The organism is Streptomyces sp. NPDC087422 (assembly GCF_044744145.1).
GTDB lineage: Bacteria > Actinomycetota > Actinomycetes > Streptomycetales > Streptomycetaceae > Actinacidiphila.
This window is the reverse complement of the sequence record NZ_JBIUXT010000002.1, coordinates 190,703-216,017: the sequence shown is the minus strand read 5'-3', so window position 1 is coordinate 216,017 and position 25,315 is coordinate 190,703. Positions and strand designations below refer to the sequence as shown.

At 72.5% G+C, this 25,315-nt stretch carries 17 protein-coding genes; 9 read left to right on the top strand and 8 right to left on the bottom strand.

Annotation, left to right across the window (positions count from 1 at the left end; all coding sequences use genetic code 11):
- The first annotated feature begins 170 nt into the window (after positions 1-170).
- Together ACIO6U_RS06740 and ACIO6U_RS06735 are read left to right on the top strand one after the other, a co-directional pair.
- A complete protein-coding gene (locus tag ACIO6U_RS06740; RefSeq protein ID WP_391051661.1) occupies positions 171-1,163 on the top strand; it encodes a fatty acid desaturase in 993 nt (330 codons plus the stop codon).
- 118 nt (positions 1,164-1,281) lie between these two features.
- Positions 1,282-1,923, top strand: coding sequence for a TetR family transcriptional regulator (locus tag ACIO6U_RS06735; RefSeq protein ID WP_401717116.1), 642 nt, complete (start codon positions 1,282-1,284; stop codon positions 1,921-1,923).
- 130 nt (positions 1,924-2,053) lie between these two features.
- Here the strand turns inward: ACIO6U_RS06735 and ppc are convergent, their stop codons facing one another.
- Positions 2,054-4,789: a phosphoenolpyruvate carboxylase gene (gene ppc / locus ACIO6U_RS06730; protein ID WP_355338007.1), complete on the bottom strand. Its 2,736-nt coding sequence runs from the start codon at positions 4,787-4,789 to the stop codon at positions 2,054-2,056.
- 256 nt (positions 4,790-5,045) lie between these two features.
- Here ppc and ACIO6U_RS06725 point away from each other — a divergent pair, with 256 nt between their 5' ends.
- On the top strand, positions 5,046-6,401 hold the full coding sequence (locus ACIO6U_RS06725; protein WP_401716181.1) for a sensor histidine kinase: 1,356 nt from the start codon (positions 5,046-5,048) through the stop codon (positions 6,399-6,401).
- Positions 6,402-6,700: 299 nt separating this feature from the next.
- Here ACIO6U_RS06725 and ACIO6U_RS06720 read toward each other — a convergent pair whose 3' ends face one another.
- The 3 genes from ACIO6U_RS06720 to ACIO6U_RS06710 all read right to left on the bottom strand — a co-directional run bounded on the left by ACIO6U_RS06720 (position 6,701) and on the right by ACIO6U_RS06710 (position 9,358).
- Positions 6,701-7,663 carry a DivIVA domain-containing protein gene (locus ACIO6U_RS06720; protein WP_355338013.1) on the bottom strand — a complete coding sequence of 321 codons (963 nt, stop codon included), beginning with the start codon at positions 7,661-7,663 and terminating at the stop codon, positions 6,701-6,703.
- Positions 7,664-7,853: 190 nt separating this feature from the next.
- The gene (locus tag ACIO6U_RS06715) at positions 7,854-8,498 is read right to left on the bottom strand and encodes an NADPH-dependent F420 reductase (protein WP_401716179.1); all 645 of its coding nucleotides are present in this window, start codon (positions 8,496-8,498) and stop codon (positions 7,854-7,856) included.
- Between the two features lie 47 nt (positions 8,499-8,545).
- Positions 8,546-9,358 (bottom strand): inositol monophosphatase family protein, encoded by an 813-nt coding sequence (locus ACIO6U_RS06710; protein WP_401716177.1) that lies wholly within the window; start codon positions 9,356-9,358, stop codon positions 8,546-8,548.
- Positions 9,359-9,474: 116 nt separating this feature from the next.
- On the opposite strand from ACIO6U_RS06710, the gene ACIO6U_RS06705 reads away from it, so the two are divergent.
- Entirely contained in the window at positions 9,475-10,386 is a 912-nt protein-coding gene (locus ACIO6U_RS06705; RefSeq protein WP_401716174.1) for a LysR family transcriptional regulator, read from the top strand.
- Positions 10,387-10,526: 140 nt separating this feature from the next.
- Here ACIO6U_RS06705 and ACIO6U_RS06700 read toward each other — a convergent pair whose 3' ends face one another.
- From ACIO6U_RS06700 to ACIO6U_RS06685, 4 genes are all read right to left on the bottom strand, one after another.
- Positions 10,527-13,226, bottom strand: a complete 2,700-nt coding sequence (locus ACIO6U_RS06700; RefSeq protein WP_401716172.1) for an SUKH-4 family immunity protein — start codon at positions 13,224-13,226, stop codon at positions 10,527-10,529.
- Between the two features lie 8 nt (positions 13,227-13,234).
- Complete coding sequence (locus tag ACIO6U_RS06695; RefSeq protein ID WP_355346841.1) at positions 13,235-14,248, bottom strand: HNH endonuclease; 1,014 nt, start codon at positions 14,246-14,248, stop codon at positions 13,235-13,237.
- A gap of 215 nt (positions 14,249-14,463) precedes the next feature.
- On the bottom strand, positions 14,464-15,276 hold the full coding sequence (locus tag ACIO6U_RS06690; RefSeq protein WP_401716169.1) for a hypothetical protein: 813 nt from the start codon (positions 15,274-15,276) through the stop codon (positions 14,464-14,466).
- Between the two features lie 176 nt (positions 15,277-15,452).
- Positions 15,453-16,214 carry a hypothetical protein gene (locus tag ACIO6U_RS06685; RefSeq protein ID WP_401716166.1) on the bottom strand — a complete coding sequence of 254 codons (762 nt, stop codon included), beginning with the start codon at positions 16,212-16,214 and terminating at the stop codon, positions 15,453-15,455.
- Between the two features lie 426 nt (positions 16,215-16,640).
- Here ACIO6U_RS06685 and ACIO6U_RS06680 point away from each other — a divergent pair, with 426 nt between their 5' ends.
- The 5 genes from ACIO6U_RS06680 to mfd all read left to right on the top strand — a co-directional run bounded on the left by ACIO6U_RS06680 (position 16,641) and on the right by mfd (position 25,270).
- Positions 16,641-17,150 (top strand): YwqJ-related putative deaminase, encoded by a 510-nt coding sequence (locus ACIO6U_RS06680; protein ID WP_391162557.1) that lies wholly within the window; start codon positions 16,641-16,643, stop codon positions 17,148-17,150.
- On the top strand, positions 17,147-17,644 hold the full coding sequence (locus ACIO6U_RS06675; RefSeq protein WP_355346853.1) for an SUKH-3 domain-containing protein: 498 nt from the start codon (positions 17,147-17,149) through the stop codon (positions 17,642-17,644). The genes ACIO6U_RS06680 and ACIO6U_RS06675 overlap by 4 nt, the downstream gene beginning before the upstream one ends.
- A 470-nt stretch (positions 17,645-18,114) precedes the next feature.
- Positions 18,115-18,903 (top strand): ABC transporter ATP-binding protein, encoded by a 789-nt coding sequence (locus tag ACIO6U_RS06670; protein ID WP_188285264.1) that lies wholly within the window; start codon positions 18,115-18,117, stop codon positions 18,901-18,903.
- Positions 18,900-21,467 (top strand): ABC transporter permease, encoded by a 2,568-nt coding sequence (locus ACIO6U_RS06665; RefSeq protein WP_401716161.1) that lies wholly within the window; start codon positions 18,900-18,902, stop codon positions 21,465-21,467. Before ACIO6U_RS06670 ends, ACIO6U_RS06665 begins: the two co-directional genes overlap by 4 nt.
- A gap of 263 nt (positions 21,468-21,730) precedes the next feature.
- On the top strand, positions 21,731-25,270 hold the full coding sequence (gene mfd / locus ACIO6U_RS06660) for a transcription-repair coupling factor (RefSeq protein WP_401716158.1): 3,540 nt from the start codon (positions 21,731-21,733) through the stop codon (positions 25,268-25,270).
- Positions 25,271-25,315: the final 45 nt, after the last annotated feature.

The window sequence follows — 25,315 nt, the reverse complement described above, 5'->3', positions numbered from 1 at the left end:
CATGCCGTACGAGCCGGGGTGGACGCGACGTAGATCCGGGGTAGAGATCGCACGACGGGCCGCGCGAAGTGGTTCTGTCGCTCGTCGTCGGCCGCTGCAATACTTACGGCGGCGTAAGTTACGGGCTTGACCGGCTGAAACCAGCCCCCTCAGATCCCCAAGGGACAGACATGACCACGCACACGGACGTGAGGCCCGAGTCCCGGGAACCCGGGCCCTCGGGACAGGAAGACGCGCTGAACAGCGCCACCCGCGGTGGTGAGAGCAAGCGGTCGATCGAGCAGATCGCGCTGCTGCTGTTCATCAGCATCCCCTTCGTGGCGCTGGTGGCGGCCATCCCGCTCGCCTGGGGCCGCGGCATGAGCTGGCTGGATCTCGGCCTCATGATCGGCATGTACTTCCTCGGCTGCCACGGCATCACCATCGGCTTCCACCGGCACTTCACCCACGGTTCGTTCAAGGCCAACCGCCCCCTGAAGATCGCGCTCGCCATCGCCGGATCGATGGCCGTCGAGGGCCCGATCGTGCGCTGGGTGGCCGACCACCGCAGGCACCACAAGTTCAGCGACGCCGAGGGCGACCCGCACAGCCCGTGGCGGTACGGCGAGACGCTGCCCGCGCTGATGAAGGGCCTGTGGTGGGCCCACATGGGGTGGCTGTTCGACGAGGAGCAGACCTCGCAGGCGAAGTACGCGCCCGACCTGATCAAGGACTCCGCGATCCGCCGCATCTCGCGCGACTTCTGGCTGTGGACCGTGATCTCGCTGGCCATCCCGCCGGTGGTCGGCGGCCTCGTCACCATGTCGTGGTACGGCGCGTTCACCGCGTTCTTCTGGGGATCGCTCGTTCGGGTGGCGTTGCTGCACCACGTCACCTGGTCGATCAACTCGATCTGCCACGCGGTCGGCAAGCGCCCCTTCAAGTCCCGTGACCGCTCCGGCAACGTGTGGTGGCTGGCGGTGCTGTCCTGCGGCGAGTCCTGGCACAATCTGCACCACGCCGACCCCACCTCCGCCCGGCACGGTGTGCTGCGCGGCCAGGTCGACTCCAGCGCCCGGATCATCCGCTGGTGCGAACAGCTCGGCTGGGCCACCGACGTCCGCTGGCCGAGCGCGGACCGTATCGCGGCCCGCCGTAAGGAAAACATCAGTGAAGCGGCATGATTGACGCGTGAGCGACGGCAGCGGATCGAACGGCGACGGCGGAAGCGGCAGGGCCTCGGGTACGGATTCGGGTACGGATTCGGGTGCGAAGTCGGGCTCACGTCCGGCCACGGCCTCCGTGGCGGGACCCACCGCCCGGCGCGCCCGCCGGGTCCGTATGACCGGCAAGGAACGGCGCGAGCAGCTTCTCGACATCGGCCGCACGCTCTTCGCCGAACGCGGCTTCGAGGGCACCTCGGTCGAGGAGATCGCCCACAAGGCGGGCGTCTCCAAGCCGGTGGTGTACGAGCACTTCGGCGGCAAGGAAGGGCTCTACGCCGTCGTCGTCGACCGTGAGATGCGCCGGTTGCTCGACATGGTGACCGGCGCCCTCACCGGCGGCCACCCCAGGGAGCTGCTGGAACAGGCCGCCTTCGCGCTGCTGGACTACATCGAGCAGTACACCGACGGTTTCCGCATCCTGGTGCGCGATTCACCCGTCGCCCAGTCCACCGGCACCTTCGCCTCGCTGATCAGCGACATCGCCACCCAGGTCGAGGACATCCTCGGCCACGAGTTCAAGCGGCGCGGCTTCGACCCCAAACTCGCCCCGATGTACGCGCAGGCGCTGGTCGGCATGGTGGCGCTCACCGGCCAGTGGTGGCTGGACGCGCAGAAGCCGAAGAAGGCCGAGGTCGTCGCCCACCTGGTGAACCTCTCCTGGAACGGCCTGGCGGGCATAGAGCCCAAGCCGCGGCTGATCGGCCACCGCAAGAACTGAGGCGGCCGACGACGTACAGGCGCATAGGCGCACAGGCATACAGATGTACAGGCATACAGACGTACAGGCGTACAGAAGAAGGCGCCCGGCGGACCGATGATCGGTCCGCCGGGCGCCTTTCTCCTATCGCTCAGCCGGTGTTGCGCAGCCCCGCCGCCACACCGTTCACCGTCAGCAGCAGCGCGCGCGACAGCAGCGGGTCGGGGCTCTCGCCCCGCTCCGCCGCCGCCCGCTGCCGGGCCAGCAGCGTCACCTGGAGATACGAGATCGGGTCCAGGTACTGGTCACGGATGTGGAAGGTCTGCGCCAGCAGCGGGCTGCCCGCCAGCAGCTCGGACTCCCCGGTGATCCGCAGCACCTCGCTGACCGTCAGCGCGTGCTCCGCCTCGATCGTGGCGAAGACGTGCTTGAGCTCGTCGGGCACCAGGGTGTCCACGTAGTGCCGGGCGATCCGCAGATCGGTCTTGGCCAGGGTCATCTCGACGTTGGACAGGAAGTTGCGGAAGAAGTGCCACTGTCCGAACGCCTCGTCTATCACCGGGCCGAGCCCCGCCTCGCGGGCGGCCTTCAGCCCGGCGCCGACCCCGAACCAGCCGGGGACGATCTGCCGGGACTGCGTCCAGCCGAACACCCACGGGATGGCCCGCAGACCGTCCAGGCCCGCACCGGAGTCCGGGCGGCGCGAGGGACGCGAGCCCAGGTGCAGCTCGCCGAGCTGGTCGACGGGCGTGGAGGCGAAGAAGTACGGCGGCAGGTCCGGGTCCTCGACCAGCTTGCGGTACGCGTCGTGGGCCGCCTCGGAGACGATGTCCATCGCCGCGTCCCAGCGCGACAGCGCCTCGTCGGACTGCCGGGGCGCGGTGTGCAGCGCGGACGCCTGGAGCGTGGCGGCGACCGTCAGTTCCAGGTTCTCCCGGGCCAGCGACGGGATCAGGTACTTGTCCGAGATCACCTCGCCCTGCTCGGTCACCTTGATCTCGCCCTCCAGGGTGCCCCAGGGCTGGGCGAGGATCGCGGTGTGCGAGGGGCCGCCGCCGCGGCCGACGGTGCCGCCGCGGCCGTGGAACAGCCGCAGCCGCACCCCGTGCCGGTGCGCGACGTCACGCAGCCGCCGCTGCGCCCGGTGGATCTCCCACTGCGAGGTGGTGATGCCGCCGAACTTCGACGAGTCGCTGTATCCGAGCATGACCTCCTGCACGTCACCGCGGAGCGACACCAGCCGCCGGTAGGACGGGTCGGACAGCATCTCGTCCAGGAGCTGGTCGGCGATCTTCAGCTCGTCGGTGGTCTCCAGCAGCGGCACGATGCCGATCTTGGCGATCCCGGCGTGCAGGTCGATCAGCCCGGCCTCGCGCGCCAGCACCGCCGCCGCGAAGACGTCGTCCGAGCCCAGGCACATCGAGATGATGTACGACTCCACGACCTCCGGACCGAACCGCTCGAACGCCTCCCGGATGGTGTGGAACACCCCGAGCGTCTTGGCGCCCGCCTCGTCCAGCGGGGCGGGCGTCGGTGCCAGCGGGCGGCGCGAGCGCAGCTCCTTGGCCAGCAGCTTGCGCCGGTAGTCGCGCGGCATGTCCGCGTACCGCCAGGACTCCTCGCCGAGCCGGTCGAAGAGCTGCCCCAGCGCGTGGTGGTGCGCCTCGGCGTGCTCGCGCACGTCCATGGTCGCGAGCTGGAGGCCGAAGGCGGACAGGGTCCGGATCGTACGGTCCAGGCGGCCGTCGGCGATCAGGCCGCCGCGGTGGACGCGCAGCGAGTCCTGGATGAGCTGGAGGTCGTGCAGCAGACCGCCGGTGCCCAGGTAGTCGCGGCCGGGGACGTGCGGGGTGCCGCCGGCCAGCCGCTCGCGGGTGTTGACGAGCTTCTGCCGGATGCAGGTCGCCTTCAGCCGGTACGGCTCCTCGGCGTTCAGCCGCTTGTAGCGCGGGCTGATCTCGGGCAGCGCCACCAGGTCCGTGGCGAGCGAGTCCAGCAGGTCGGTGCTCGCGCCGCAGTTGCGGATCGAGTTGGACAGCGCGCCGCGCAGCACGTCCACCAGGTCGAGCGCGTCGGTGATGCCGTGCTCGTGCTGGAGGATCAGCACGTCCCAGGTGACCTGCGGGGTCACATTGGGGTTGCCGTCGCGGTCGCCGCCGATCCAGGTGCCGAAGGTCAGCGGGCGGGTCCCCGCGGGCAGCGGCAGCCCGACCCGCTCCAGCTCGGCCGCCAGGTCCTCCAGGACGTCGCCGACCGCGCCCGCGTGCAGTTCGTCCAGGTAGTAGATGGCGTTGCGCGCCTCGTCGGCGGGCTCAGGGCGCACCACCCGCAGCTCGTCGGTCTGCCACAGCAGGTCGATGTTCTCCGCGAGCCGCAGGTCCGCGCGGCGCCGGTCGCCCGTGCCCTGCCCGGTGGTGTCGTCCAGCAGCTCCGCGATCCTGCGCAGCTTGTTCAGCACACTGCGCCGCGCGGCCTCGGTGGGGTGCGCGGTGAACACCGGCCGCACGTTCAGATTCCGTACGGTCTCGCGTACGTGCTCGGGGTCGCCGTCCTTCAGCAGGTCGGCGGTCTGGGCGAGCAGGCCGCCCTCCTGCGCGCGGCGCTCGCGCAGGTCCCGGCCGCGGTGCACCTGCTCGGTGACGTTGGCCAGATGGAAGTAGGTGGAGAAGGCGCGTACCAGCTTGGCGGCGGTCTCCAGGTCGGTGTCGCCGAGAAGCGTGGCGGCTGCCTCGCCGTCGGTGCGGGTCAGGGCACGTACCCGCTCGACGAGATCGAGGAGTTCCTGGCCTTCCTGTCTCACCAGCGTGCCGCCGAGCAGTTCTCCCAGGCGGCGGATGTCGGCTCGCAGGGCGGTACTGCTCTCCGGGGCGGTGTCGGCGCTGCTCACAGGTGCGGCTCCTTGTGCAGTGGAAGTGGACGACGGCATACAAGGCGTAGGGAAAGACGTGGCTGCGGACCGCGCTGTCCGACCGCTCCAGGATAGGTGGCCGCCTCCGCGGCGAGACGGCCCGCCCATCTGGCGGACACGGCACCCGGTCGCGCTTACCCCTGGAGACCCTTACCGGTCCCGCCGGCCGATACCGCGCCGATACGGGGCTGACACGGCCGCCACGCCGCCTCGGGCACCGCCTAGTCTGGACGCCATGAGTACGACGGGGGCGCACGTACCGGACGACGGGGCTGGAGGACGGCCCGGGTCCGGCTGGTGGTGGTGGACGCGGCGGCGCGGCTTCCTCCTGGACCTGGCGCTGGCCGTGGCCTCGGCCGTGGAGTGCGCCTTCGAGGGCGTGACCTTCGCCCACAAGACCGGGGTGACACCCGCGGTGGCGGCGCTGATCGGGCTGCTCGCGGGCGGCACCCTGCTGCTGCGCCGCCGCTGGCCGATCGCCGTGGTCCTGGTGGGCATCGCCCTGAGCCCGGCCGAGCTGGGCTTCCTGCTGTCGGTGGTCGGCCTCTACTCCCTGACCGTCTCCGAGGTGCCGCGCCGGATCACCGCCGCGCTCGCCTCCATGAACGGCCTCGGCACCTTCCTGGTCTCCTTCATCCGCCTCCACGACAGCCTGCGCAACGCGGACGACAACCGCTCGATGTCCCTGCCGATCGTCCTGAGCACCTCACTCCTGCTCGCCCTCGGCCTCACCGCCCCGCCGGTCCTGCTCGGTCTGTACGTACGGGCCAGGCGCCGGCTGGTGGAGAGCCTGCGGGAGCGGGCCGACGGCCTGGAACGCGAGCTGGAACTCCTCGCGGAGAAGGCGGCCGAGCGCGCCGAGCGGGCCCGCGCCGAGGAGCGGACCCGGATCGCCCGCGACATGCACGACGTGGTGGCCCACCGGGTGAGCCTGATGGTCGTCCACGCGGCGGCCCTCAAGGCCGTCGCCCTCAAGGACCCGGCCAAGGCGTCCAGCACCGCGGAGTTGCTCGGCGACATGGGGCGCGAGGCGCTGACCGAACTGCGCCAGATGCTCGGGGTGCTGCGTACGGCGGCGCCCGAGCGGGCGCCCGCGCCCGCGCCGCGGCTTCCCGCGCCGCGGGTTCTCGAGCCCGAGCCGGATACGGATACGGATACGGATACGGATACGGCTACGGAGCCGGAGCCCGAGGGGCCGTGCATCGACCAGCTCGGCGAACTCGTCGAGCAGTCCCAGGCCGCCGGGATGACCGTCGAGTTCACCGTCGAGGGCGAGGAGCGGCCCTGCGGCGCCCGCGTCGAACAGACCGTCTACCGCGTGGTGCAGGAAGCGCTCACCAACGTCCACAAGCACGCCGGGGGCGCCAGGGCCCATGTCCGCCTCGCCTACCGCGAGCTCGAGATCGCCGTCCTCGTTCTCAACGGGCCCTCCGACGGCACCCCGGCCACGCCGCTTCCCAGTGGGGGGCACGGGCTGGTCGGTATGAAGGAACGTGTCACCACCCACGGCGGGGGCTTCGCCGCGGGCCCCACCCCCGACGGCGGTTTCCGCGTCTCCGCCCTGTTGCCCCTGGCAGCCCGCCCGATCTGACGCCCGCCTGGCGCCGGACGGTAAGCCGCTCTTCGGGGGCGGGGCCCTGCGCGCCCACCGTGCGCAGGAGGACGCGGTCCCAGGGGCGCGAGGAACTGCGCGCTCAGCCACCGACGGTGGCGCGGCCTTTGGCCACCGGCCCCAGCGGGGCAGACGCGGTTGTTGTCGGGCTGACAGCCCGGTGGGGGCGGGCCGCGCAGTTCCCCGCGCCCCTCAAGACAGCGCCCTGCGCAAGGGCAGCGCACCTTCCCCGCGCCCCTAAAAACACGGCCCTGCGCAATGGCAGCGCGCCCTGGGGGTCAGGCCGGGTCGGACGGGTCGGCTTGTTCGGGGAGGCCGGGGGCGCCCGGTGCTTCGGGGTGGTCCGGCCCGGAGGGCGGGAGGTGGCGGCCGGTCAGGGAGGCGAGGGTGGCCCGTACGTGCGCGAGATGCGCGCGAATCTCGTCGCGGTGCTGCTCGTGCTCGCGCAGCGAGCGCTCGCTCTCGCGGCGGGTGCGCTCCTCGTGCATGCGCGCCTGGGCGAGCAGTTCGGACGCCCGCTCCTCGGCCTCCTGCTGCTGCACCCGCAGGGCCTCCTCGGCGTCGGCACGCTCCTGGTGCGCCTCGTGGAGGCGCCGTTCGGCGTCGCCGAGAAGGTCGGCGAGCCTGCTGTCGACCCCGGCCTCGCGCTCGGCGAGCTCGTGTTCGAGGGTGTCGAGCCGTTCGCGGCGCTCCTTGTCGACCTCGGCCAGGGTCCGGCCGACGTCCTGCCGCATGGCGTCCAGGGCGCGGCCCGCCTCGCCGCGTACGGCCTCGGCTTCCGCGCGGGCCTGGCCGAGGATCTCGGAGGCGCGTCCGCACGCCTCGTCCAGGAGCCGTTCCGCCTGCTCCTCGGCGGCGGCGAGCCGGGCGGAGGCGGCGGCGCGGGCCTCGTCCTGGAGGGTGCGGCGGGCGGTCTCCGCGGTGTCGCGCGCGTGCTGCGCCTCGGCCTCGGCGCGGTCGCGTACGGCGGCGGCCTCCTCCTCGACCAGCCGCAGCAACTCCTGGGCGCCGTCGCCGAGCGCGTCGAACGAGGTGGCGCCGAGCGCTTCGACCTGGTGCCGCAACGAGGCGCACTCGGCGTCCATCTCGTTGGCGAGCACCGTCAGCCGGGCGGCCCGCTCCCAGGCGGCGTCCCGGTCCTCCGACAACTCGTCGAGGAAACGGTCGACCTGTTCCGGCCGATAGCCGCGTCCGCGCGCGGTGTCGATGTTGCGGGCTGACGATGCGGTGTTGCTGCTCATGCCCTGCCCCTCGCCGTCGGCCGTTCCGTCCTGCCTATTTTTGGCTTATGTCCGAATTGTACGGGCTGCGACACTCCGACCTGTCTCCTACCCATCCACTCCCTTCCCGATGGCCCCGAACGCAGACGGGCCGGGTGAAGAAGGGAAGTGCCCTTCGTCACCCGGCTCTTCGCCGCGTGCGGGGTGGGGGTCAGCGCGCGAGGGAGACGGCGAACGGCGTGAAGCCGTTCCGGCGCAGGACGTGGGGCACGACCAGGATCATGGCCTCGGCGGCGCGGGCGGTGCGAATGCCGCCGAGGTCCTCGATCCATGCGGGCCGCCAGCCCAGGTCGGCGAGCAGACCGGTGACGGTCTTCTTCGCGTCCTCGTCGTCCCCCGACACATAGGCGGTCGGCGGGGTGGCCAGGATCTCGGGAGCGGTCATGACCATGAACAGCATGGTGTTGAGGGTCTTGACCACACGGGTGTCGGGGAGCGCGGCCTGGAGGTGCTCGGCGAGGCTGCCGCCGGGGTAGCACAGGTCGCCGGGCAGCCCGTCCTCGGCGTCGCGGGTGGCGTTGGAGACATCGACGAGGATCTTCCCGGAGAGTTCGGCGCGCAGGCCGGTGAGGCGTTCCAGCGAAGTGTCGCCGGGCGTCGCGTTGATCACGATGTCCGCGCCGCGGGCGGCGGTGGGCTGGTCGGCGAAGGCGACCGTCGGGGCGGCCCCGGCGGCGCGGGCGGCGGTGTCCACCGGGGTCCGGCCGCCGAGGGTGACCTGGTGTCCCGCGGCGGAGAGCTTGTTGGCGAGGTGGGTCCCGACGCGGCCCGCGCCCAGGATGCCGATGGTGGTCATGAGGTGATGCTCCTTGCGGTGTCGAGCGGGTAAGGGCGGGCGTCCGGTCAGACGATCGGCGACAGGACCTCGCGGGCGGCGGCGTGGACGCCGGGGGCCGCGGCCAGGAAGTCGCGGCTGCGGGTGCTCCAGGGCTCGCCCGCCAGGTCGGTGACGGTGCCTCCGGCCTCGGAGACCAGCAGGGCGCCGGCGACCAGTCCCGAGCGCACGTCGGAGAACTGCCAGAAGGCGTCCATCCGTCCGGCGGCGACGTGGATGAGCTGCATCGTGGCGGGCACGGACACGCGTACGACCAGGCCGTTGACGAGCATGGCGGTGACGGAGTCGCCGATCCGCCGGAAGGTGCGCTCGTCCTCGCCGGGCCTGGCCTGACCGGTGCCGATGAGCGAGGCGGCCAGACCGGTCTTGGCGGACACCGTCAGGGGCCGGTCGTTGAGGCGGGCGCCGCCGCCGGCCACCGCGGTGTACGTGTCACCGGTCAGCGGCAGATGGACGACGGTGAGCACCGGCTGGTTGTCGCGGACCAGGGTGGCGGTGACGGCCCAGTCGTCCATGCCGTGCACGTGGTTGATGTTGCCCTCGGCGGGGTCGACCACCCACCACTCCCCGGGCGGGAGCGCGCCGCCCGCCAACTCGTCCTCGGCCCACCGCGATCCCGGCCGGGCCCGCAGCAGCGGTTCGCGCAGCACGCTCAGCACCGCGTCGTCGTTGGCGTGGATCTCCGCGACGACCTCGTCCAGGCTCACGCCGCGGGCGTGCGTGGTGTGGCGGGCGCGCAACGTGCGACCGGCGGTCCGCACCGCGGCCGTCACGTCGGACAGGAGGGTCGTGCCGGCGGCGAAAGGCATGGCTGTGCTCATGGGGGGCTCCCTGGTGTCGATGGCCGCGGGGCGGTTCTTCTCGCGCCCGCACTTCGACGGTAGGTCGCCCGTGGATTAACAACAAGTGCATGCTTTTCACTTGTAGATTTACTGTCATGCAACTGGATCTGAACCTGCTCACGGCCCTGGACGCGCTGCTGGAGGAGGGGAGCGTCACCGGCGCCGCGGCCCGCCTCCATGTGACCGCGCCCGCGATGAGCCGGTCCCTGGGCCGTATCCGCAAGGTCACCGGTGACCAGATCCTGGTCCGCGCCGGGCGCGGCATGCTCCCCACCCCTCGCGCGCTGGCCATGCGCGCCGAAGTCCACGCCCTCGTGCAGCAGGCCCACCGCCTGCTGTCCGCCCGGCAGAGCCTCGACCTGGCGGCTCTGGACCGGGTCTTCACCGTGCGCTGGCACGACGCGCTGACCGCGGCCTGCGGCACCGCCCTGACCACGGCCGTCCGCGAGCAGGCGCCCGGCGCCCGGCTGCGGCTGTCCGCCGAACCCGGCACGGACGCGCCCGAGTCGCACCGGGGCGAGGTCGACCTCGAATCCAGCTCCGGCCGGTCGGCGCTTCCCGACATCCGCCACCGCCTCGTCGGCAGGGACCGGCTGGTCGTCGCCGTCCGGCCCGGCCACCCGCTGGCGGAGGGCCCGTTGAGCCCCGAGCGTTACGCGGCGGCGGAACACCTCACCGTTTCCCGGCGCGGAAGCCTGCGCGACTCGGTCGACGACGCCCTGGCCGCGCGCGGCCTCGAACGGCGCGTCGCCGCCGCCGGGCCCACCGCCGCCTTCGCACTGCGGCTGGTCCTCGACACCGACCTCGTGGTCACCGTGCCCGACGCGGTCACCCGCGAGGCCAGGGACCACCTCGGCCTGCTCACCCTGCCGACGCCGCTCCCGCTGCCCGACGTCCCCTTGTACCTGCTGTGGCACCAGCGGTACGACGAGGACCGCGCCCACATCTGGCTGCGCGACCTGGCCACCGAAACCGTCCAGGCGCTGTTCGCACCCCTGAACGCCTGACCGGCCCGCCGGATCGGCACGCTTGACCGGCCCGCCTGAACGGCACAGCGAACGGCCCCGCCGCGGCGGGGCCGTTCCCTGACGCCTCTGCTACGACCCGGCGGGACGGAACTTCTGTCGGCCGGGCCCTGGCGGGGCCGTTACAGCAGTCCGTCCCACATCTGCTCGATGAGAACCGACCACCAGTGGTCGGGCGAGGCGATGGCCGCCGGGTCCTGCGCGGCGAGCTGCGCCTGGAAGTCCACCGTCCAGCGGCCCGCCTGATCGGGCGTCAGCCCGATCCGCAGCCGCCACATCCGGCCCAGCAGCGCCAGGCAGCGGGCGAATTCCGGCAGGCTCGAATTGACGAACTGCGGCGGCGCGGGCTGTCCGCCCGGACCGGCCTCCAACGGCACCGCCACGATGTGCGCGGTGCCGTACTGCACACAGAGCTGACGGCCGAAGTCATTGCCCATCACCAGATACGAGCCCGCGTCGGACGCCGCCTGCACGCCGCGCTGCTGGGCCAGCTCCGCCAGCGTCGGCACCGGCTGGCCCGGCTGGGCCTGCGCCCAGAAGAACGGGCCGAAGTCCACCGGCAGCCCGGCCCACACCAGGGTCTGCGCCACGATGTCGGGCACGCCCTGCCGGGACACCGCCCGCTGGTCGAAGCGGAACAAGCCCTGCGGCCCGAAGGCCGACGCCAGTTCCTGGCCGATCACGTCGAGCGGCACCGGCGGCACCCGCAGCACACTGTGCGGGTCGGGCATCGGGACCCGCTGCGGCTGCGGGCGCGCGGGCGCGCCCGCCACCTGGTGCAGCTCGCCCTGGTGCGTCAGCAGATGCTGGACGCCCTGCTGGCGGCTGGCGTGGTCCCTGCCGTACGGCGCGGTGTGGCTGATCCGCACCTGCGGCCAGGTCTCGCGGATCATCCGCGTGCAGTAACCGCCGGGCAGGTCGCACGACTCCAGCTCGGTGTGCAGTTCGAGCACCTGCTCGGGCCGCACGCCCATCGAGCGCAGCTCGTGCAGGATCTGCCACTCCGGGTGCGGAGTGCCGGGCGCCGAACGCCGGATGAGCTGCTGCTCGCTGCCGTCCTGGCCGCGGTAGCGGAGCACCGCCATGTAGCCGGGGCCGACCGTGGGCACCGCCGTCGGCTGCGGGTAGCCGTAGCCGGGCGGCGGGGGCGGCGGACCCATGGGCGCGCCGCCGGGACCCGCGAGCATCGTGGCCGCGTAGTGCGGGTCGTTGCCGCCGGGCCGGCCGGGCGCGCCGGGGCCCGCGCCGGGCGCCTGGGGTCCGGGCGGCCCCGAAGGCCCTGCCAGCATCGTGGCCGCGTAGTGCGGGTCGTTGTTCCCCGCGGGCGGCGGGGGCGGCGACATGCCGGGGCCGGGCGGCGGCGGGGGCGGTCCCGTCGGACCGGTGGGTCCGGGAGGTCCGGGCGGGGCGCCGGGGCCCGCGAGCATGGTCGCCGCGTAGTGCGGGTCGTTGCCGCCGGGACGACCGGCGGCGGGCGGCGGCGGTCCCTGCGGGCCCTGCGGGCTCTGACCACCCGGCGGATTCTGCGGTACGAGCTGCGTCGGCAGGTAACCGCCCGCAGGAGCGGCGGCTCCCGGCGGGGGCGGCGGCGCGTCCGGGCTGCGGACCGGACCGCCCGAGGGCGGCGGCACATGGCCGCGGGCGGCCTTCGCCGTCTCCAGGTCGGCGATGTCGGCGGCACCGCGACCGGGGCCACCGGGCGGAGGCACGGATCCGGCGCCGAGGCCGCCGGGCGGCGGCAGCGGCACCGCGGGTCCGCCGGGCGGCGGGAATTCCGAACCCCCCACGGTGTGCGGCACGCCGGGCCTGGCGGGCGGCACGGGAGCCTGCGGCTCCACGGGCGGGGCGATCCGGGTCTTGGGCAACCCGCTGCCGCTCGGCAGCAGTTCGGTGCGGGCCTGCTCGGCCTCGGGGTCCTGCGCGACGTCCACCTGGTCGGAGCCGCTGATCGGCGGCGCGAAGACGGTCGCGGGCACCGGGACCGACTGGCCCTCGCCGCTGTCGCTGGTCGTCTTGCCCGCCCAACTGCCGCCGGGCACGGCCGGTTCCGCGGGCGCCGAGGGGGTCGCGGGCGCGTCGGCCGCCGGGGCCGGGCGCCGGTAGTCGATCCCGCCGGACGCGGCCGGTGCGACGGGAGCGCTGTCAGCGGGGGAGGGTGCGGGCGTTGAGGCGCCGGAGGAGGCGGGCCGCCGGTAGTCGATCCCGCCGGAGCCGGAGCCGGAGCCGGAGCCGGAGCCGGAGCCGGGCGCGGAGCCCGTACCGTCGCCCGGTCCCGAGGCGGGACCCGAGGCCGCCGCCAGGCCGTACCCGCCGTCGGCGTCGGCCGCCGGGGCACGGTCGGCCGGGGCGCCGCCGGACCCGGGGGCGGCGGCATGCCACGCGGGAGCGTCGGCGCCCGCGCCCGCGGCGATACCGGCACCGTTGGTCCGGCTCGACCGGCGGTTGTCGGGGATGCCCATCTTGTCGGCCGCGTCCTGGAGCCACTGCGGGGGGCTCAGCAGGAAGGACGTGGCCTCCAGGTCGATGCGTTGCGGCGGGTCGGGCACCGCGTCGTTCGGCACCGGGCCGTACTCCTCCTCGTAACGCCTGATGAGCTCGCCGACGGGCAGGCCGGGCCACAAGGTGGCCTCGCCGCTGTCCTTGGCTATGACGACGCGGACGTCGCCGCCGTCGCCCGCGGACGGGCCGCCCTCGCGCGGCTCCGACCAGACGACGAAGCCGAGGTCGAATTCGCGGACCCGGATCTCCCGGGCCTCGTACGCGGGGACGTCGCCGTTGATCCAGCGCTCCGCCCGCTCCTGGGCCTGCGCGAAAGTGACCATGTCCGGCCTCATCCCTCCACCGGGACGGCGCTGGCGAAGCCCCCGTCCACCATCAGGTTCGCGACGGTCTCCAATTCCGGCGGATTGCCCGCGAGCCGGAGCAGGAACGCGTCGAGTGACTCACCGCAGGGCAGCAGCAGTTCGGCGACCCGGTCGGCGGGGGCGGCCCAGCGGTCGCCGTCGCGGACGTCGTCGTACGCGCAGAACCAGACCGAGCCCGTCCGCTCGCCCTTGACCTTGACCGCGAGCAGGCCGCCCTGGAGGTAGGAGATCGCCAGAAAGTCCTTGGTCAGGTGGTCGCGCAGGCACTTGTTCACGTACACCAGGTCGTTGACCGCGGCGTCGTCGCGGACGGTGAAGAACGGCTGGTCGATCAGCAGGCCGAGGTCCGGGTCGAGCGCGACGCCGCTCGGGGCGCAGCCGCCCGCCGCCTTCAGGAAGGTGCGGTAGCCGCCGGGCAGCCGGTAGCCCAGCTCCTCCTCGACGTCACGGACCTGCGACTCGGTGACCGCGACCGGGTCCTTCGGCAGTCCGAAGTGGACCGGGCGGGTCTCCTGGAGCGGCCGGGTGCCGCGCTTGGCGTGGTCGGCGGAGGAGGCGGCCAGGCCCCCGTGGTGCCGCAGCAGCGCCTTGACCTCGACCGGGATCAGCTCCATCCGGCGGGTCCCGATGACGTGGTGCCAGGTCCAGCCGTGCGGGGTCGCGACGGGGGAGAGGCTGCCCCACAGCTCGTGGCCCGAGGCGTGCAGCGCCGCGTTCGCCGACACGTAGTCGGTCAGCCGCAGCTCGTCTATCCCGAAGCCCTCGGGGGGCTCGGCGATCTCCGCCACCGCCCGCGCGTACGGCGCGAAGTCCGGGATCCCGTTGTCGTCCACCCAGACACCCTGGGGATGGCGGGCGGCGCGTACCGGGTCGGGAAAATGCACGACCTGTCCGGCGTAGGCCGCGTTCGGCGGCGGCACGATACGTCCCCCGGCCCGCGGACCGGGAGGTGCGCCCAGCCCTTGCCGACCTGTCGTCATGGCGGTTGCCCCCTGCTGCGTCTGGCTGATGACCACAGCCTAGGGCCTCACCACCAGGGCAGAGCCAGGGCCTGTGGATAACTTGCCTGATCCGCCTGCCGCCGGGCCCGCGTCGGCAGCCGTCGACTCCGCGCCGATTCCGCGCCGACTCCGCCTCGACTCCGCGTCGGCGGCTGTCGGCCCCCGCGTCGCCCCCGCGTCGGCAGCCGCCGGGCTCAGTCGCCGGTCGCCGCCGCCCGCAGCTTCTCCGCCTGCTTCAGCGCGATCGCCGCCCGCAGCGTCGCCGTCTTGTGGTCGGCGCGCACCGTCTCGTACGCGGCCGTGGCGCCGCCGGACCTGACCACGGTGACCAGGACGACGCCCGCCGCGCCCCGCGCGGTGTCGGCGATCGTGTACGCCACCTCCTGGTCGCCCAGCGCGGGCCGGCCCGCGGGCGGCGCCACCGGGCGGACGGTGTAGGAGGTGACCCCGCCGTCGCGGGTGGCCTTGAAGCCGCGGCAGGTCTTCAGCGCCGTGGTCAGCTCGTCCAGCACGGTCTCGGCGGTGCCGGGAGCGTAGGAGGCGATCACCTCCAGGCTGATCGCCTTCGCGTTCTTGTCCTTGTCCGCGGTGTCGGTGACCATCGCGCCGGTGTACACCTGCCGCGTGTGCTTGGGCCGGCTGCTCCACTGGTCGGCGACCGGCTGGCAGGCCGCGTTGTCGACCGTCGTGGCCGGGCCGAGGAGCTGCGTCTTGCTGCCCGCGGGCAGCACCTGGACGTGGGGGACGTCGGAGGACGTGAGCAGCGCGGAGGTGAGCTTGGCCGTCGACACCGCGCCGGACGCGCGGACCGGGCCCGGCTCCTTCTTCGCCTTGTCGTCGCCGCCCCCGCCGCCCCCGCCGCCCCCGCAGGCCGCGGTGAGCGCGAGCACCGGCACCAGGGCGGCGGCCGCCAGCACGGCGGTCCGCGTGTGCGGGCCGCCGCGTCGCAGGTCAGCGGCCGACTCCCGGCTACCGGTCAGTAGGCGACTGCGTGCACGTATCGGCATCTGGTGTTCCCCTGTGTTGTGTCCGTCCCCGGGATCGCACGGGCGACGGTCCGTTGCCGCGCGACTTTACGGCACCAGGGGCGCGATTTCGCCTGTGGGGCCGCTCACAAAGAGGTGCGCGAAAGTGGCCCCGGGGCGTGCCCCGAGACGGTCCCCGCAGGCCCTTCAGCGGACGGTCACTTCGCCTGCGCCGCCTTCAGCTTCTCGCTCTGCTTGCGCGCGACGTCGATGGGCAGGGTGCCCGCGCCGCCCGCCGACTTCACCGACAGGTACGCGGTGATGGTGTCGCCGGTCCGCACCACGCTCACCAGGGCCGCGCCGGACTTCTTGTCCGCGGTGTCGGCCATCACATAGGAGACGGCCTCGTCGCCGGTCGGCACCGCGGGGCCCTTGGCGATGGTGAACGGCGTCTTGGTGCCGGTGTTGTCCGTCGCGGTGAAGCTCTTGCAGGTGCCCAACGCCGTCTTCACCGACTCGATGACCTTCTCGGCGTCACCGGGCGCGTGACTGGCGACCAGCATCTGGTTGATCGCGTCGGGGGTGGCGCTCGACGTCGTCTTCGCGAAGGCCGCGCCGACGAACGCCTTGCGCGGGATCTTCGGCTTGCTGCTGGTGATGTCGGCGAGCGGCTGGCACGCGGGCTTGTCCGCGGTCAGCGTGGAGGTGTCGGCGGAGTCGTCGGTCTGCGAGACCTGGATCGTCCAGCCGGGCACGTCGGCCTCGGCGATCAGCGCCTTGGTGAGCTGCGCCTTGGTGAGCGCCGAGCCGTCCGACGGACTGTCGGCGCCGCTCGTCGGAGCGGAGGCCGAGGTGGAGCCCGTGGCCTTGCCGCCCTTGCCGTCGGCGTCCTTGGAGCCGTCGGACGAGCCGGAGCAGGCCGCGGCGAGGACGAGGGCGGGGAGCACGGCGGCGGCCAGGCGGAGCCGGGTCTTGCGCATGGGGGGTCACGTTCCCTGATCGGCGGCAGCGGGTCCGCGGGCGCGGACCGACTGCCGATACTCCCGCCATGTCGGGCGCGCGTCCATGCCGCGCCGAAGCTGTGTCGCGGCTGTGCGTGCCTGACGCCCCCGCGGTGCGCGCCCCCGCCGCCGACATGTGTTCGGGAAGCGCCCGCCGGGGACCGGCCGTCACCCTGCGTCGACCGTCCGCGCCCGTACGACGATCGCCCGCGACCGTATGGCGGCCGGTTTTGTGCACATGCTGTGCCCGTGCTGCCGACGCTCCGTCACACGACGGTGACATGGCCCACACACGATGGGCGCGGTGCCGCGTCCGGCTTCCCGTCGCATGGCCTGTTTGGCACTCTGAACGACATACGGGGGATCGCCCGCCCAGGCGGGCGGATGGAGGGACGCACACAGATCATGACAAGTCAGACCCAGGCGGCGAGGGCCGCCGATCCGCGCTTGAGCTGGAGCGGTTCGGACGATCCGGTGGGCCCGCCGGTGCTGCGGCACCGCAGGGACGGCATCATGCCCGCGGTCGCCGCGGCGCTGCTGATCCGCGACGACGTGCTGACCTGCACCGGCGCCAAAGGTGAGCAACCGCCCGTACTGCACCCGATCGTTCAGGACTTCCTGGACGCGCTGCCGGTCGCGCAGCGGGAACGGTTCGCCGGGCGCTGTCCCGAACCGGTGCTCATTTCACGCCACTTGACGGCAGTCGAGGCAAACCGGGGCAAGCGTGCGTCCCGCAAGCCGCTCACCCAGGGTGAGGCCCGCAAGGCGCTGCGCGGGGCGAAGCTCACCTCGCGGCGCATCCGGGAGGACGGCGACCCGACGCACGGCGCGTACGCCCCGCCCTGCCGCTCGTGCGCGCCGCTGCTGTCGCACCTGGGGGTCAAGCCGGTGGATCCGGCGGCCGAAGGAGTATGAGCATCCCGATGGCGGGCACCACCCGTTTCCCGGTCGGCGTCGACGCCGCGCTGCGCGCCGCGGGCTGGCGGCCGGGGCGCTGGGACATCAAGCAGGCCGAGTTCTGGGCGGACCGGCTGCGGGCGTACGAGTCGCCGGGCGGCCACCGGCACGCCGTCTTCCCCGCCGCGGTCGAGGCGTGGGCGGAGTTCGGCGGCCTGCTGATCCCCGGCGCCTCGGGTCCCGGCCGGCAGATCGCCCCCACGGCCATCGCCGTCGACCCGCTGCGCGGCCTGCACCTGGCGCGGACCTTCGGTGATCTCGGCCGCGCCCTGGAGACCGACATCAGCCCGCTCGGCGAGGAACCCGCGTCCGGCGCGCTGCTCGCCATCGACGCCGAGGGCCGCGTCTACACCGTCGACCACACCGGCGACTGGTACGTGGGCCCCGACATCGACCGCGCGCTGACCGCCCTGATCGGCGGCGTACGCCCGGTGCGCCTCACGATGCACTGACCTTCGCCGGGTTGAGCCGCGATGCACTGACCTTCGGCGCGTTGAGCCGCGATGCACTGACCTTCGCCGGGTTGAGCCGCGAAAGACCGGCTCACGGCGTACCCGTCCACGACGGACCGCCCGCGTCCGCGGCCGTGGACGCGGGCGTCCCCCCGGCCATGACGACCCCTCAACTCCCGTACGTGTAAAGGACACCTTCGCGTGGTCACGGCGACATCCCCGACACGGGGATGAGCCTCAGGTAGCAGACCCCTAGGGGGAGGTACCTACTTTTGGTGGCCATCGGTTCGTACCGGCGGATGACGATCCCGGGCCGTCCGTTCCATACGGTCATGAGGCGGGGTGGGGATAGCCCCACCCACAAGACGGAGACCTCCCCCATCGTGCCGGGGGACGCCGCTCCGACAAGCTGAGCACACCGGCTCAACAGGGCCTGGTCAGGGCCCGCATCGACCTCACAGGAGATTCACGTGACAACGGCAGTGACGATTCCCAAGTCCGGGGGCAGCGGAGAGCGTCCGGCCGTTGCCGCAGCAGGCCGAGCGGTGACGAAGGCGTACGGCAGCGGCGAGACGCGCGTCCTGGCGCTCGACGCGGTGGACGTCGACATCGCGCGCGGCCGGTTCACCGCGATCATGGGCCCCTCGGGCTCCGGCAAGTCCACGCTGATGCACTGCCTGGCCGGGCTGGACACCGTGTCCGAGGGCCGGATCTGGATCGGCGACACCGAGATCACCACCCTCAAGGACAAGAAGCTCACCCAGCTCCGCCGGGACAAGATCGGCTTCATCTTCCAGTCCTTCAACCTGCTGCCGACGCTCAACGCGGCGGAGAACATCACGCTGCCCATGGACATCGCGGGCCGCAAGGTGGACCGCGACTGGTTCGACCGGGTGGTGGAGACCGTCGGTCTCGCCGGGCGCCTCAAGCACCGCCCCACGCAGCTCTCCGGCGGTCAGCAGCAGCGCGTCGCGGTCGCCCGCGCCCTCGCCGCCCGCCCCGAGATCATCTTCGGTGACGAGCCGACCGGAAACCTCGACTCCCGCGCCGGCGCCGAAGTCCTCGGCTTCCTGCGCAAGTCGGTGGACGAACTGGGCCAGACCATCGTGATGGTCACCCACGACCCGGTCGCCGCCTCCTACTCCGACCGCGTGCTGTACCTGGCGGACGGCCGGATCGTCGACGAGATGCAGAACCCGACCGCCGACGGCGTCCTGGAGCGCATGAAGTCCTTCGACGGTCGCGGGAGGACCTCGTGACCGTCCTGAAGACATCGGTGCGCAACTTCCTCGCGCACAAGGGACGCATGGCGCTGTCCGCCGTCGCCGTCCTGCTCTCGGTGGCGTTCGTGTGCGGCACGCTCGTGTTCACCGACACCATGACCGCCACCTTCGACAAGCTCTTCGGCTCCACCGCCTCCGACGTCACCATCAGCGCCAAGAAGGTCGACGACGCGCAGGAGACCGGGCGGCCCGACACCGTGCCCGCCTCGCTCCAGCAGACCCTGCTCAAGGTGCCGGGCGTCGCCAAGTCCTACCCCGACGTCACCAGCGACCAGGTGACGGTCGCCGACGCGAACAACAAGAGCATCAGCCCGACCAGCGGCGCCCCGACCATCGTCAGCAACTGGGACCCGACCGAGACCAAGGCCGTCGAGCTGTCCTCGGGCAACACCCCGCGCGGGCCCACCGACGCGGTGATCGACGCCGACACCGCCGACAAGCACCACCTGAAGATCGGCGACACGCTGCGGGTCATCGCCGCCCCCGGCGACTTCCACGTCACGATCTCCGGCATCGTCACCTTCAAGACCACCAACCCCGGCGCGGCCGTCATCTACATCGAGACCGCCACCGCCCAGGCCAAGCTGCTCGGTGACAGCCACGCGTACACCGGCTACGGCCTGACCGCGGCCAAGGGCGTCACCGACGACCGCCTCAAGGCGGACGTCACGACGGCCATCGGCGCGGGCAAGTACACCGTCGACACCGCCGCCGAGACCAAGAAGAAGGACAAGGACGACGTCGGCAGCTTCCTGAACTTCATGAAGTACGCGATGCTCGGCTTCGCGGGCATCTCGGTCCTGGTCGGCATCTTCCTGATCGTCAACACCTTCTCCATGCTGGTCGCCCAGCGCACCCGCGAGATCGGCCTGATGCGGGCCCTCGGCTCCAGCCGCAAGCAGGTCAACCGGTCGGTGCTGGTCGAGGCGGTGCTGCTCGGCGTCGTCGGCTCGGTGCTCGGCATCGGCGGCGGCATCGGCCTGGCCATCGCCCTGATGAAGCTCATGGGCCAGGCGGGCATGAAGCTCGACACCTCCGAGCTGACCATCAAGGCCACCACCCCGATCGTCGGCCTGGCCATCGGCGTCATCGTCACCGTGATCTCCGCCTACATCCCGGCCCGCAGGGCCGGACGGATCTCCCCGATGGCGGCGCTGCGCGACGCGGGCACCCCCACCGACGCGAAGTCCGGCCGGATCCGCGCCGCGATCGGCGTCCTGGTCTGCGCGATCGGCGCCGTGGCGCTGGTCGGCGCGGGACAGTCGGACAAGGCGTCCTCCGGCGGCGGACTGCTGGGCCTGGGCGTGCTGTTCAGCCTGGTCGGCTTCGTGATCATCGGCCCGCTGCTGGCCGGTGTGATCGTACGAGCGGTCAGCGCGGTCATCCTGCGGTTCTTCGGACCGATGGGCCGCCTCGCGGAGCGCAACGCGCTGCGCAACCCGCGCCGTACCGGTGCCACCGCCTCCGCGCTGATGATCGGCCTCGCGCTGGTCGCCGGCATGTCGGTGGTCGGCTCGTCCATGGTGGCCTCCGCCGACGACCAGCTCGACAAGTCGGTCGGCGCGGACTTCATCCTCCAGCCCGACGGCGGCCAGCCGCTGACCCCCGCCCTGGTGGCGGCGATCAAGTCGGCCTCCCACATGGAGCACTTCACCGAGTACGCGGGCGTCAACGCCAAGGTCACGCTGCCCGACGGCAAGACGGTCACCAAGCAGTTCAGCGCGGTCAGCCCGACCTACGCCGACGACCTGCGGCTCAAGACCGTCAAGGGCGAACTGAAGGACGCGTACGCGAAGAACGGCATGTCCGTCAACGAGGCGTACGCCAAGGACCACCACATCAAGATCGGTGACGAGCTGCCGGTGACGATGATCGGCGGCACGCCGACCAAGCTCCGCGTCAACGTCATCACCAGCGACGACACCACGGTCGACCACGGCGCCTGGTACACCAACCTGGCCACCGCCAAGCAGTACCTCCCGGCGGACAAGCAGCCGCTCGACCAGATCATGTTCGCCAAGGCCGTCGACGGCCAGGCCAAGGAGGCGGGCGCCTCGCTCACCGCGGCCGTCAAGGACTACCCGCAGCTCAAGGTCCGCGACCAGTCCGACTTCAAGGACCTCATCCACAAGCAGGTCAACCAGCTCCTGTACATGATCTACGGGCTGCTCGGCCTCGCGATCATCGTCGCCATCCTGGGCGTGGTGAACACCCTCGCCCTGTCGGTGGTCGAGCGCACCCGGGAGATCGGCCTGATGCGGGCGATCGGCACCTCCCGGCGCCAGCTGCGCCGGATGATCCGCCTCGAATCGGTGGTCATCGCGCTCTTCGGCGCGCTGGTCGGCCTCGGTCTCGGCCTGGGCTGGGGCACCACGGGACAGAAGGTGCTGGCCTCCCAGGGCCTCGGCGTCCTCCAGATCCCGTGGACGACGATCATCCTGGTCTTCATCGGCTCCGCGGTCGTCGGCCTGCTGGCCGCGCTGCTCCCGGCCTTCCGGGCGGGGCGGATGAATGTACTGAACGCGATCGCCACGGACTGACGCCGCCGGTCGCACCGGCCGGTGGCGCAGGTCACCACAGACGCGGCCCCGGAAGCGCAACCCCCCGCGCTCCGGGGCCGCCCGCGCGTCCCGCACCCCGGTCCGCCCCCCCGCCGGGCGTCCCCGCCCACGGGCTCCGCGGCCCCGCGCCTCACGCGATGGCCTGTGGCTGTCGGCGGTACGTCGTACGCTGGAGGTACCCCCGGCCCGTGACACGTGTCGGGTGCTTCGCGTTGCCTCTGCCCCGGGACGGAAAACCCCTCATGAGTCTGAACGGTCTGGTCGACGTCGTCGTCGAGGACGCCGCCCTCGCGGAAGCGGTGGAGGCCGCCGCCTCCGGCGCCCGGCCGATGGTGGACCTGGTGGGGCCGCCCGCCGCGCGTCCGCTGGCCATCGCGGCGCTCGCGGCCCGCGCGCACCGCACCGTACTGGCGGTCACGGCGACCGGCCGCGAGGCGGAGGACCTGGCCGCCGCGCTGCGCACCCTGCTGCCGCCGGACGCCGTCGCCGAGTACCCGGCGTGGGAGACGCTGCCGCACGAGCGGCTGTCCCCGCGCAGCGACACCGTCGGTCGCCGCCTGGCCGTCCTGCGCCGCCTGGCGCACCCGCGGGCCGACGACGCGGCGACCGGACCCGTACAGGTCGTGGTCGCCCCCATCAGGTCCGTGCTGCAACCGCAGGTCAAGGGCCTGGGCGACCTGGAGCCCGTCGCCTTGCGGACCGGGCAGAGCGCCGACCTGGGCACCGTCACCGAGGGCCTGGCGGCAGCCGCGTACTCCCGCGTCGAGCTGGTCGAGAAGCGCGGCGAATTCGCGGTGCGCGGCGGCATCCTCGACGTCTTCCCGCCGACCGAGGAGCACCCGCTGCGGGTGGAGTTCTGGGGCGACGACGTCGAGGAGATCCGGTACTTCAAGGTCGCCGACCAGCGCTCCCTCGAAGTCGCCGAGCACGGCCTGTGGGCGCCGCCCTGCCGCGAGCTGCTCCTCACCGACCAGGTGAAGGAGCGGGCCGCGGCGCTGTCGGTCGCCCACCCCGAGCTGCACGAACTGCTGGACAAGATCGCCGAGGGCATCGCGGTGGAGGGCATGGAGTCCCTGGCCCCGGTGCTGGTCGACGACATGGAGCTGCTGCTCGACGTGCTCCCGGCGGGCAGCATGGCCGTGGTGTGCGACCCGGAGCGGGTCCGTACCCGCGCCGCCGACCTGGTGGCGACCTCCCGCGAATTCCTGGAGGCGTCCTGGGCGGCGTCGGCCGGCGGCGGCGAGGCGCCGATCGACCTGGGCGCGGCCTCGCTGTGGTCGATCGCCGACGTCCGCGACCGGGCCCGCGAGCTGGGCGTCCCCTGGTGGTCGGTGAGCCCCTTCGCGGCCGACGAGGCCGACGACCTGGCCGCCGACACCCTCAAGCTGGGCATGCACGCGCCCGAGCTGTACCGCGGCGACACCGCACGCGCGCTCGCCGACACCAAGGGCTGGCTGGCCGACGGCTGGCGCACCGTCTACGTCACCGAGGGCCAGGGTCCGGCCGCCCGCGTGGTGGAGGTGCTGGGCGGCGAGGGCATCGCCGCCCGCCTCGACATCGAGCTGGCCGACCTCGCGGCGTCCGTGGTCCACGTGGCGACCGGCTCCATCGAGCACGGCTTCATCGACCCGGCGCTCAAGCTCGCGGTGCTCACCGAGACCGACCTGTCGGGGCAGCGCTCGTCCACCAAGGACATGGGCCGGATGCCGTCCCGGCGGCGCAAGACCATCGACCCGCTCACCCTCCAGGCGGGCGACTACATCGTGCACGAGCAGCACGGCGTCGGCCGCTATGTGGAGATGGTGCAGCGCACCGTGCAGGGCGCCACCCGCGAGTACCTGCTGGTCGAGTACGCGCCCGCCAAGCGCGGCCAGCCGGGCGACCGGCTCTTCGTCCCCACCGACCAGCTCGAACAGGTCACCAAGTACGTCGGCGGCGAGGCCCCCTCGCTGCACCGGCTCGGCGGCGCGGACTGGACGAAGACCAAGGCGCGGGCGAAGAAGGCGGTCAAGGAGATCGCCGCCGACCTGATCAAGCTGTACTCGGCGCGGATGGCCGCCCCCGGCTACACCTTCGGGCCCGACACCCCCTGGCAGCGCGAGCTGGAGGACGCCTTCCCGTACGCGGAGACGCCCGACCAGCTCACCACCATCGCCGAGGTCAAGGAGGACATGGAGAAGTCCGTCCCCATGGACCGGCTGATCTGCGGCGACGTCGGCTACGGCAAGACCGAGATCGCCGTGAGGGCGGCCTTCAAGGCCGTGCAGGACGGCAAGCAGGTCGCCGTGCTGGTGCCGACCACGCTGCTGGTGCAGCAGCACATGGGCACCTTCGCCGAGCGGTACGCGCAGTTCCCGGTCAAGGTGCGGGCGCTGTCGCGGTTCCAGACCGACAGCGAGGCCAAGGCCACCATCGAGGGGCTGCGGGACGGCACCGTGGACCTGGTGATCGGCACCCACCGGCTCTTCTCCTCCGAGACGAAGTTCAAGGACCTGGGCCTGGTCATCGTCGACGAGGAGCAGCGCTTCGGCGTCGAGCACAAGGAGCAGCTCAAGAAGCTGCGGGCCAACGTGGACGTGCTGACCATGTCCGCCACCCCGATCCCGCGCACCCTGGAGATGGCGGTCACCGGCATCCGCGAGATGTCCACCATCACCACCCCGCCGGAGGAGCGGCACCCGGTGCTGACCTTCGTCGGCCCGTACGAGGAGCGGCAGATCGGCGCCGCGATCCGGCGTGAACTGCTGCGCGAGGGCCAGGTCTTCTACATCCACAACCGGGTGGAGTCGATCGACCGGGCGGCGGCGCGGCTGCGCGCCATCGTGCCGGAGGCGCGGATCGCCACCGCGCACGGGCAGATGGGGGAGTCGCAGCTCGAACAGGTCGTGGTCGACTTCTGGGAGAAGCGGTTCGACGTGCTGGTGTCCACCACGATCGTGGAGTCGGGCATCGACATCGCCAACGCCAACACCCTGATCGTGGAGCGCGGCGACACCTTCGGGCTCAGCCAGCTCCACCAGTTGCGCGGGCGCGTCGGCCGCTCGCGCGAGCGCGGCTACGCGTATTTCCTGTACCCGCCGGAGAAGCCGCTGACCGAGACCGCGCACGAGCGGCTCGCCACCATCGCCCAGCACACCGAGATGGGCGCGGGCATGTACGTCGCCATGAAGGACCTGGAGATCCGCGGCGCGGGCAATCTGCTGGGCGGCGAGCAGTCCGGGCACATCGCGGGCGTCGGATTCGACCTGTACGTACGGATGGTGGGCGAGGCCGTCGCCGACTACCGCTCGGCGCTGGAGAGCGGCGGCGAGCCGGAGGAGACGCTGCTCGACGTCAAGATCGAGCTGCCGGTGGACGCGCACGTCCCGCACGACTACGCGCCGGGCGAGCGGCTGCGGCTCCAGGCGTACCGGGCCATCGCGGCGGCCAACACGGCCGAGGACATCGCGGCGGTCCGCGAGGAGCTGACCGACCGCTACGGCAAGCTGCCGGAGCCGGTGGAGAATCTGCTGCTGGTGGCGGGGCTGCGGATGCTGGCCCGCAAGGTCGGCGTCAGCGACATCACCCTCCAGGGCGCCAACGTCCGTTTCGGCCCGGTGGAGTTGCGCGAGTCGCAGGAGCTGCGGCTGAACCGGCTCTACCCGCGCACGGTGCTCAAGCACGCGACGAAGCAGACCCTCGTCCCGCGTCCGACGACGGCGCGGATCGGCGGCAAGCCGGTGGTGGGCCGCGAACTGCTGGAGTGGACGGCGGAGTTCCTGACGACGGTGCTGGACAACTAGGGCTGTTCCAGCCGGTTTCCCACCGCCCGGCGGACGTTCAATGGT

Excerpts from the sequence above, each read along its gene's own strand:
- ACIO6U_RS06710 (WP_401716177.1), bottom strand. The coding sequence starts at position 9,358 with ATGAGCACAGCCATGCCTTTCGCCGCCGGCACGACCCTCCTGTCCGAC.
- ACIO6U_RS06715 (WP_401716179.1), bottom strand. The coding sequence starts at position 8,498 with ATGACCACCATCGGCATCCTGGGCGCGGGCCGCGTCGGGACCCACCTC.
- ACIO6U_RS06725 (WP_401716181.1), top strand. The coding sequence starts at position 5,046 with ATGAGTACGACGGGGGCGCACGTACCGGACGACGGGGCTGGAGGACGG.
- ACIO6U_RS06700 (WP_401716172.1), bottom strand. The coding sequence starts at position 13,226 with ATGGTCACTTTCGCGCAGGCCCAGGAGCGGGCGGAGCGCTGGATCAAC.
- ACIO6U_RS06690 (WP_401716169.1), bottom strand. The coding sequence starts at position 15,276 with ATGCCGATACGTGCACGCAGTCGCCTACTGACCGGTAGCCGGGAGTCG.
- ACIO6U_RS06680 (WP_391162557.1), top strand. The coding sequence starts at position 16,641 with ATGACAAGTCAGACCCAGGCGGCGAGGGCCGCCGATCCGCGCTTGAGC.
- ACIO6U_RS06675 (WP_355346853.1), top strand. The coding sequence starts at position 17,147 with ATGAGCATCCCGATGGCGGGCACCACCCGTTTCCCGGTCGGCGTCGAC.
- ACIO6U_RS06685 (WP_401716166.1), bottom strand. The coding sequence starts at position 16,214 with ATGCGCAAGACCCGGCTCCGCCTGGCCGCCGCCGTGCTCCCCGCCCTC.
- ACIO6U_RS06740 (WP_391051661.1), top strand. The coding sequence starts at position 171 with ATGACCACGCACACGGACGTGAGGCCCGAGTCCCGGGAACCCGGGCCC.
- mfd (WP_401716158.1), top strand. The coding sequence starts at position 21,731 with ATGAGTCTGAACGGTCTGGTCGACGTCGTCGTCGAGGACGCCGCCCTC.
- ACIO6U_RS06695 (WP_355346841.1), bottom strand. The coding sequence starts at position 14,248 with ATGACGACAGGTCGGCAAGGGCTGGGCGCACCTCCCGGTCCGCGGGCC.
- ACIO6U_RS06720 (WP_355338013.1), bottom strand. The coding sequence starts at position 7,663 with ATGAGCAGCAACACCGCATCGTCAGCCCGCAACATCGACACCGCGCGC.
- ACIO6U_RS06705 (WP_401716174.1), top strand. The coding sequence starts at position 9,475 with ATGCAACTGGATCTGAACCTGCTCACGGCCCTGGACGCGCTGCTGGAG.